This window comes from Candidatus Zymogenus saltonus (genome assembly GCA_016929395.1).
Taxonomy (GTDB): Bacteria; Desulfobacterota; Zymogenia; order Zymogenales; family Zymogenaceae; genus Zymogenus; species Zymogenus saltonus.
Map to the genome: position 1 here is coordinate 24,685 of JAFGIX010000015.1, position 6,805 is coordinate 31,489.

Here is a 6,805-nt window from a genome sequence, read left to right on the forward strand (position 1 = left end):
GACAAGCGGCCTTGTCTTTCTCAATTGATCACCCATCAATCGACCGTTTCCAACGGCTGGTCTGCCTCCTCGAAGTAGCGGTGGTATGGCCTCGGGAGGCCGCGGTAGTCGACTCCCTTTATCTTCTCCGAAAAATCGACCGAGCTGTATGTGTCTATAAATAGTACGTTTTTGCCTTTTAACTTTCCCTCCGCCGCGTCTTCGATCATGGCCGCCATCGCCTTTCCGGTGTAGGTGCCGTCAAGCGTAATATCGTCCTTCTCCTTAAGAAGCCCGACCGCCTTCATCCCCCCCTCGGTGAAGTGGGCGTAGCCGGGGCCGACGTAGCCGTCCACGACCTCCAATAGATCTTCGGTCAGTTCAAATCCCTTGAAATCAGGGACATATCGGCCTGCGATCTCTATCGCCTCGGCAAAGACCTTCTTCGCAGTGTCGAAGCCGCACTCGTCCCTTCCCGAGACCCTGACCCCCTTTAGCTTCGTCTTCAGCCCCAGTGCGAGTATCCCCAGGGCCACGCCGACCGCCGTTCCGGTCGAGCCGAAGGGGAGATATATCAGGTCGGGCGTCGGGAGCGCCCCCTCGTCGATCTGGGATTTCAGCTCGAAGACGAGGCCGGAGGTGCCCAGGGCCCCGATCCCGTTGGAGCCGCCGGGGGGGATGATGTAGGGGCGACGAAGCGTCCTTATGAAATGTTTTGCGTAGACGTGCGCAAGGCCCGGGTAGATGGTGGCCATCCCGGAATAGTGGTGAAACTCCGCTTTTAGTAGATGCTGATAAAGGAGGTTTTTCCTGACGTATTTTGCGTTCGGCTGTCTGAGGTGCATCGATATTGGTTTTATCCCCACCTCGTTGGCGAAGACGGCGCTTGCGAGGGTCTGGTTCGATCCGGCAAAGCCGAAGCTCACGGCGTGGCTTGCGCCCTTTGCCACGGCATCCGCCAGGATGAACTCGAGCTTTCTTATCTTGTTTCCGCCGTAGAGATTAGAGACCCTGTCCTCCCTCTTTATGTAGAGGTTTTCCGCCTTGAGATTCTTCTCGAGGCCTTTGAGCCTCTCGACCGGGGTAGGGTAGTCTCCGAAGCGGATGCAGGGGATATTCCCTTTCAGCTGTGGATACGCCGAAAAGAGGGGGTGGTCGTTGGAATCTCTGTCCATTTTTGGCTCCACGTTTCAGGTCAGCAAGAATTACAGATTCGGAATTAGATTCTTTTCTTAAAACCTAAAATTACAGTTCCCCCATATTTTTAAGCACCTAAAAAGTATTTATGCTTTTTTAGCGGCAAAAACAAAATCTTAGTTTCGCATTACCTACATCTTACATCAAAGAATATCCTCTCCTCCTCCGATGTCGCTATAGACCGTTTTCCCCGCGCCTTATTTTCATTGCGGTATAATCCCGATGAATCGGTTTTGTTTGGGGCTCGATCGCCGGCCGCCCGCCGCAGGATTCGAAATATTGCCGCCATTAAGTTTGCAATCTCTTAAAAAAGTATCTCTCCACTTAGTAAAAGCGAGACAGACTGATGAGACAGCAACAATGACTCGACAGCCCCGCTAATTGGCAAAATCCTTTGTTGTCTCCTTGAAATCGACACCCCTCCTTTTGAGCCAATACTTCATTCCGTAAAAGTAGAAAAAGCCGAGAACCGTCCAGACCCCGAGGAAGATCGTGAGAATCTCGCTCTCTTCGTATAGCTCTTTCGTGAGAGAAGCTATCGCCGCGAGAAAGAGGAGTATCCCGAAGATCACGGCGAAGTAGAGTATCCACCCCGGTACCTTGAGCTGGGACTTAGCATACTCCTCCGGCCGCTTCTTCTTCAGGAGGAGGGCAGATATCTGAACCGGGATGTATATAAAAAGGCCCCCTATGGAGGAGCAGAGCGCCAGCGACTTCAGGTCGATGTTACAGATTATCGCTATGATCGAGAAGGCCCAGATCATCGTAAGCATGTTGTGGGGCGTCCCGAATTTCTTGTTTACCCGGGTGAGGAGGGGGGGCAGAAGCCCGTCCTTCGCCACTATCATCAGCGATTTCGGCGACCACATGAAGGTGGCGTTCAAGGTTGTGGTGATGGCCAAAAGCGCCCCGCAGATTATAAAATAGTGGAAGGGGATGCCCGTAAGGAAGGCCTTGGCTGATTCGGTCAGGGTCTTGTCGGCGCATGTCTCCCAGCCGGTAACGCCCACCGCGACAACGCTCATGGTTATATATATCACCGCGACGACCGAGAGGATAATGACAAAGGATACCGGGATCACCCGCTCCGGCTTTTTGATCTCCCCGCCAAGCTCGATTATGGCGTTTGCTCCAAGATATGGAAATATCAGAAGGGCCGATGCGCCTACAAGGGAGAGAGACCCCTTGGGAAACAGCACTTCGAAATTAACGAGGGATACATGAGGCAATCCCACCACGTCGTACATGATGAGAGCCGAGATGAGAATAAGAACCATTATCCCCTGAATCACGGCAGCCAACCTTATACCGAAGATGTTTATGATGTAGAAAAAGGTGATGATCGCAATCGAAGTGCTGGTAATCGGGAGGTTCGGGAAATAGGCCCTGAGGTATTCCACTATGGTTACCGCAAGCATGGGTATGAAGCCGAAGAAGAAGCCGATCACGAATATCCACACGCCCATGAACGCCGCCAGCGGGGAGAAGAGCCGGCTCGGATACGTGTAGTTTCCCCCGACTGTGGGGATGGTCGCTCCCAGAAAGGCCGAGGGGAGCATGAGACATGCCACGGGAATGATGGCCAGGGTGTAGGCGATCGGGAGCGCCGTGCCGCACATCCCGATGGCGATTCCGGTCATGGCGAAGACTCCTGCGCCTATCGTCTGGCCAATGCCGATGGCAACAACCTCCTTAAGGCCCAAAACCCGCTTTAATCCAAGGGCTCCTTCCTCTTTCATTTCAGGCTCCTTTTTTTAAGTGATACGGATGCCATTACAATTACGGTTTTTTACGATAATGTCAAGCCTTAATTGGAGGTAGGTATGAAAAAATATTGACAATAAAAGAGACATGGGGGAAGATAGTATACATGAAAAATTCTCACACAATCAAAGCGGCCGTATTGGCCCTTTCGCTGATCTTAATTTCCGGGTGTGCGGCGATAAAGCCGAGGGTCGACGTCTACAAGAACGAGGTATTGAACGACATCTTCTACAAGGACGAGGCCTTGGCGGTGGAGCTTTCGCTGATTCCAGGGGTGAACACGTCCAACTCCCCCTATGTCGATGCGGTAAGGCTCATGTACGGCGACTACGGCTCCCTTAAGGGATACGGCGCTGCGTTTTCCGCCATACTGGGCGCCGGACACAAAGAGAAGCGGGCCTACTCGTCGCTCCTCGAAGCTCTCCTATGGGTGTACGCCGAGGAGGACGGCCCGGCAAGGGCAAGAAATATCCTTAACGATTTCAGCGTAGAAAAGCTCCTCGATGAGGCGTGGGGCGGATTCAGCGACGAGAGGTGGGACGAGTGGGGCGAGGTTAGGATGAGACTCTCGACGCCTGCCATTGCCGCCTACTACACAAGAAACGGACTGAAATACATCCCGGAGCGTAAGGACGGGAAGAACTACGTCCAGACACCCTACGAGACTCTCTTGACGGCAGGTGGCGACTGCGAGGACTTCGCCGTCCTAATCGTCGAGGCGCTGGAGTACGCCGGCTACGTGGCGCGCCTCTTCACGGTGGACATCGTGGCGAAAGAGGGGGAGATCATCGGGGCGCACACCGTGGCGGCCTACTGGGAGGAGGGGAAGTACTACTTCATCCAGGGGTTCGACGGCAAGTACCTGACCGGCGAGGCCAAGGGGCCGTTCGACCTGCCGGTAGACATGGCCTACTATATCGCAGAAAGCATCGACGGCGTTCCGTTGCGCTACTACGTAGACACGATCTCGCAGTACATCGAGGCGTACAAGAAGAACGAACGGTAGGGGGAGGGCGGCAGGGGGGGATTTATTTTAAGGGATTACGGCTTCTTCGGTTTATGCTATTGTAAAAAAGAGAATGTGTTGATTGATAAATGAAGACTATTTGTCCAATTCGCGGTTTTGAGTGAGAAAATGTGTTTGATAGTAGAAGGGGGGAGAAATGAAAGATGTTAAAAACAAGGATGGCGCTCTTTATAAAGATAGTTTGTTAAGAGAATTTCTTCAAAAACAATTTGATTTTTGTTGGGAAAATCAAAAAATAAATTATGAGACAAGGGAAAAATTGCTCAGGATTTATATCCCGGTACTTTCTATATTACCTGCGTCGTTAATAATTTTGTATAAATTACAAATGAATGATAATAGTTTATTACTTTTTTTTGCCTTGACTATTATATGCATTTTTAGCTTTCTTACATGGATAAGATACCTATCCCTTCGTCTGAGTATAACAAGATACAGAAAGTATATAAATTTTTTAAGCAAAAAACTATTAAAAATGGAAAATCTAGAGGATAGTGAATATAAAGAAATCTTAAATAATATACCTTCAAAAGATATTGAAGAACCTAAATCTCTAAACAAAAGAAGTGGAGACTATTGGTTAATATTATCATTTGGTTTTATAACAGCCTTAACTTTAAGTTTCTGGACATACATTTTATTAGATAATTTAGATTTGTTAAAATGCATTTTAAGAGATAATCTGTATTATATTCCGATTGGCGTATTTTTGGTATGTTTTATTATTCTCTATTTTTGGATGACAAGATATTTTTCTAAACATCAAAATGAAGAATAGGTCCATATGGTGATGAAATATAACGATTTGGAACTTTAGAAGCAAGCAGATAACGAGAAGAAGCATAACGCTAAAAAATTGCGAATGCAGAGCTCATTGGTCATTGTAGGTTGTGTTGTACAATTTCTTAAACCATAAAAAATCTCCGGCGTGTAGGCGTATGACGAATCCCATAAATACCGAAGCCCGTGACAACAAGAAACGGTTCTGGAGGAGCCTGCTTACGGGATTCATTTTTGCGTTCCTCCTTACTTTTTTCGGCTTTTTTGTCCTGCGGAGGACGGAGCTGGCGCTGAGGCTCGCCCTCACCCCGCTCCAATTCGGGCCGCTTGTCTGGATAGCGGCCTTCTCCCTGTCGGCGGACCTGAGGGGCCGTTGGCGTAGGGTCGAGTTTGTGTGCCTCATGGCGGCTCACTACCTCGGGCTGGTCTACGACCTATGGTGGGAGGAGACTTACGAGTGGGGACTCTACCTCGGCGCGCTGAAATACTCCTTTACCCAGCTCCTGATCTACCTGTGGGCGCAGTTTTTTTTGTGGCGGAGGTTTGTCAGGGACGGAGCTGAAAGGCGAAAATAACGTTTAGGAAAAAATCTGCAGGTGGGAAGATCCATTTAGGGAATGACAGACTTTCCGGTTTGTGCTGTTGTAAAAAGCGGAATATGGTATAAAAGATTGATAAATGAAAACCATATGTCCCATCTGCGGTTTTGAGAACGAAAGGCTGGACCGGCAAATACCGAAGAGAGAGAAAAATATAACCTGCCCAAGATGCGAACACACGTATTTCGTCGAGAGATCGACCTACCCCGACATTGAAAAAATGGACGATTCGGCGGGCCTTGATATTTCCCCGGAGGTGGAGCCGGCGGATGAAATAGATCAAGAGGATGAGGAGATGGAACCGGAAGAGGACAGAGGTCATTTCGGTGGGAGTGCCAATTTTGAAAAAACAAAAAGTGTCTTATCCGCCGTTTTTTTAACCGTTTTTGCCCTATTTTCAATGCTTGGCGTTGAAGTTCCGATTGGTATAATTGCCATTTTGGTTGCGGCGATTATCTTGCTTGTTGAATTTATGGTATAGTCATGGGGAAAATTTTATATATACGAGGAATTGTTGAATGAATAATGACGAAGAAATTAAAGCCCCTGATAATGAGCTGAAAGAGAGAATTCTTAAATTTATCTTTAGCATCCCGGAGCCTATAATGAAGGCCGGAATGACACTAACATTCATCATCGGTCTCTTCATCCTTATTTGGCTGATGAATTTTTTTCTCCTGGGCATCACGCCACTTTATAGGGCTTTTACATTAGCCTTGATTGAATTTGCCATCCTAACCTTGTTTTTGATGGTACCTTTTTTAGTTTACAAAATACTGGTAAAAGGGGAAAGACGGATATGGTTTTCGTTCGGTAAAAGAAGATTAGGCGTCAAGGCCGGCCCCGAGATTTACAGGGCCGAGATGTACCAGACAAAGGGCGATTACAGTGAAGCCATAAAGGAGTACAGGAAATTGTTTTCCCTGTCTCCCGACAGGCTGGATTTCCTTTATGCGATAGCCGAGATATACAGGAACGATTTAAAAGACAATGAAAAGGCCGTAAAAACCCATATGGAAGTTGCCAAATATGACGGTGATAAAAAGGCAATAGGGTATGAATATCATATCAGTCATTCAAAGGATATTTTAAAGCATACCAAAGAATAGTGAACTTAAAGCAGTAAGGAGGAAGCACCCATGGCCACGAAACACGAAGGCGACTTGGAGGAGCCGAAGGGGGGAGAAAAGAAGCGGGCCGCAGAAAAATCCGCCAAGCCCAAAAAAGCCGAGGCGAAGAAGCCGAAAAAGGGCGAAAAACAGCCCTACTCCGGCACGCACGGCTACACGGAGGAGGAGGTTGAGGGGATGGTGGGGGGGAAGAAGGGAGGGAAGGATAAATAAAAGGGTTGACAAATATGATAAAAGTTTGATAATTGAAAAAGTTACGATCTTACCTTACAGTTTAGTCGTTTAAAGAGAAGATATTTTATCATAGAAGAGCCATCCCCGAACTTTAA

The 6,805-nt window shown here is 48.2% G+C and carries 8 protein-coding genes; 6 read left to right on the forward strand and 2 right to left on the reverse strand.

Annotation, left to right across the window (positions count from 1 at the left end; genetic code table 11):
• Nucleotides 1-35 precede the first annotated feature (35 nt).
• Nucleotides 36-1,154: a pyridoxal-phosphate dependent enzyme gene (locus JW984_03215; GenBank protein ID MBN1572189.1), complete on the reverse strand. Its 1,119-nt coding sequence runs from the start codon at nt 1,152-1,154 to the stop codon at nt 36-38.
• A gap of 399 nt (nt 1,155-1,553) precedes the next feature.
• Nucleotides 1,554-2,915, reverse strand: a complete 1,362-nt coding sequence (locus tag JW984_03220) for an amino acid permease (GenBank protein MBN1572190.1) — start codon at nt 2,913-2,915, stop codon at nt 1,554-1,556.
• Between the two features lie 131 nt (nt 2,916-3,046).
• Between JW984_03220 and JW984_03225 the strand changes: the two genes are divergently transcribed.
• The 6 genes from JW984_03225 to JW984_03250 all read left to right on the forward strand — a co-directional run bounded on the left by JW984_03225 (nt 3,047) and on the right by JW984_03250 (nt 6,689).
• A complete protein-coding gene (locus JW984_03225; protein ID MBN1572191.1) occupies nt 3,047-3,946 on the forward strand; it encodes a hypothetical protein in 900 nt (299 codons plus the stop codon).
• A 157-nt stretch (nt 3,947-4,103) separates the two neighbouring features.
• The gene (locus tag JW984_03230) at nt 4,104-4,745 is read left to right on the forward strand and encodes a hypothetical protein (GenBank protein MBN1572192.1); all 642 of its coding nucleotides are present in this window, start codon (nt 4,104-4,106) and stop codon (nt 4,743-4,745) included.
• 160 nt (nt 4,746-4,905) lie between these two features.
• The gene (locus JW984_03235; GenBank protein MBN1572193.1) at nt 4,906-5,322 is read left to right on the forward strand and encodes a hypothetical protein; all 417 of its coding nucleotides are present in this window, start codon (nt 4,906-4,908) and stop codon (nt 5,320-5,322) included.
• Between the two features lie 103 nt (nt 5,323-5,425).
• Nucleotides 5,426-5,827 carry a hypothetical protein gene (locus JW984_03240; protein MBN1572194.1) on the forward strand — a complete coding sequence of 134 codons (402 nt, stop codon included), beginning with the start codon at nt 5,426-5,428 and terminating at the stop codon, nt 5,825-5,827.
• 37 nt (nt 5,828-5,864) lie between these two features.
• Entirely contained in the window at nt 5,865-6,455 is a 591-nt protein-coding gene (locus tag JW984_03245) for a hypothetical protein (protein MBN1572195.1), read from the forward strand.
• Nucleotides 6,456-6,485: 30 nt separating this feature from the next.
• On the forward strand, nt 6,486-6,689 hold the full coding sequence (locus JW984_03250) for a hypothetical protein (protein ID MBN1572196.1): 204 nt from the start codon (nt 6,486-6,488) through the stop codon (nt 6,687-6,689).
• Nucleotides 6,690-6,805 lie beyond the last annotated feature (116 nt).